Genomic DNA, 1,939 nt, shown 5'->3' on the forward strand with positions numbered 1-1,939 from the left:
CGGGGCGCGAGTTTCTCCAGCAGCCGGTTCAGTTCGGGCGCCACGGGCCTCGAAAGGGGCGAAAGCACGCCGGTCACCAGCCAGGTGTCGGCCTGGCTGCGGGCGGTGAGCGGCTGGGCCTGCACCGTCAGGCCCGCCGACGCGCGCACTGCGCCGTCCAGGGCATAGCTGTCCAGGGCGTAGAAGGGCTCGCGCGCCACCACGTTGGCAAGTTCGAACACGGCCTGCGTGCCCAGGCCAATGATCTGGAAGCCTTCGGGAAGTATGTAACCGATGCGGTGCATGGGGGCCGTCCTTGCGGATTTATGTCGCGGGTGTTTGTCCTGATTAATGACTATATACGTCATTTACGCCATTTACGGCAAGCCGCAACATGAATCCCGTCGCAATCACCTTTCCTGGAGCCTCACCATGGCACAAACCCAACCCGGCACCGCCCTCGTCACGGGCGCATCCAGCGGCATCGGTGCGCTGTACGCGGACAAGCTGGCGCAGCAGGGCTACGACCTGATTCTGGTCGCTCGCAACCGGGAGCGCCTGAACTCCCTGGCCAACGACATCAGCACGCGCACCGGCCGCGCCGTCGAGGTGCTGCCCGCGGACCTGGGCGACCGCGCTTCGCTGGCGCGCGTGGAAGAGCAACTGTGCCAGGACGCCAGCATTACCTTGCTGGTGAACAATGCCGGCATCGGCACGCATACGCCGCTGCTGCAAAGCGACGTGGAGCAGATGACGCGCATGGTGGAACTGAACGTCACCGCGCCGATGCGGCTGACCTACGCGGCCGTGCCGGGTTTCGTGACGCGCGGCCGGGGCGCCATCATCAATATCGCTTCCATCGTGGCCATCGCGCCCGAGGTCTTGAACGGCGTCTATGGCGGCAGCAAGGCTTTCGTGCTGGCGTTCAGCCAGTCGCTGCAACACGAGCTGGCCGGGACCGGCGTGCAGGTCCAGGCGGTGCTGCCCGGCGCCACCGCCACGGATTTCTGGGCCATCGGCGGCCGTCCGGTGGAAATGCTGGACCAGCGCATCGTGATGCGCGCCGAAGACCTGGTCGATGCTGCCTTGCTGGGCTTCGCGCGCGGCGAGAAGGTCACGATCCCCTCGCTGCATGCCGGCGAGGAATGGGACGCCTACGAAGCCGCGCGCCAGACCATGGCGGGGCACCTGTCCAGCAATACCGTTGCGCAGCGCTACGCGGCGGCGGCCTGACCATTCTTGAGGACTGAACCATGAAAGCTGTCATTGCCGCCTATGCGCGCTCGCCTTTCCACTTTGCCCGCAAGGGCAGGTTGGCCAGACTGCGGCCCGACGCCTTGGCCGCGCAGGTGGTGCAGGGCCTGCTGCGGCGCACCGATCTGGATCCGGCGCTGCTGGAGGATGTGATTCTCGGCTGCGCCTATCCGGAAGCCGCCCAGGGCAACAACCTGGCGCGCATCGTCGGCCTGCTTGCCGGCCTGCCGCAGGAGGTGGGCGGCATGACCGTGAACCGCTTCTGCGGTTCGTCGATGCAGGCGGTGCACATCGCGGCGGCCCAGATCGAGGCGGGCATGGGCGAGGCTTTTCTCTGCGTGGGCGTGGAGTCGATGACGATGGTGCCGCAGGGCGGCTTCAATTTTTCGCCCAATCCCGAACTGCTGGCGACCAGCGACGCCTACCTGTCCATGGGCGAGACGGCGGAAAACGTGACGCAGCGTTGGAACGTCAGCCGCACGGACCAGGAACTGCTGGCGCTGCAATCCCACCGCAAGGCCGCCGCCGCGCGCGAGCAGGGGCTGTTGGCGGCCGAGATCGTGCCCATCCACTTGCCGGACGGCGAGGTGGTCGATGCCGACGGCTGCATCCGCCCGGGCACCACGCTGGAGGCATTGGCGGGACTCAAGCCCGCGTTCCGCGCCGATGGCGCGGTCACGGCGGGCACCTCCTCGCCGCTGACCGA

2 protein-coding genes and 1 pseudogene are annotated in these 1,939 nt (G+C 67.3%); 2 read left to right on the forward strand and 1 reads right to left on the reverse strand.

Annotation, left to right across the window (positions count from 1 at the left end; translation table 11 throughout):
- Positions 1 to 284: pseudogene (locus VIR09_RS19480) on the reverse strand (GlxA family transcriptional regulator); the annotation flags it as partial.
- A gap of 127 nt (positions 285 to 411) precedes the next feature.
- Here VIR09_RS19480 and VIR09_RS19485 point away from each other — a divergent pair.
- Together VIR09_RS19485 and VIR09_RS19490 are read left to right on the forward strand one after the other, a co-directional pair.
- Positions 412 to 1,212, forward strand: coding sequence for an SDR family oxidoreductase (locus tag VIR09_RS19485; protein WP_332014358.1), 801 nt, complete (start codon positions 412 to 414; stop codon positions 1,210 to 1,212).
- A 20-nt stretch (positions 1,213 to 1,232) separates the two neighbouring features.
- Positions 1,233 to 1,939 (forward strand): thiolase family protein (locus VIR09_RS19490; RefSeq protein WP_332014359.1); only part of this gene is annotated, 707 nt, incomplete at its 3' end.

The organism is Achromobacter sp., assembly GCF_036567245.1.
GTDB lineage: Bacteria > Pseudomonadota > Gammaproteobacteria > Burkholderiales > Burkholderiaceae_B > Achromobacter.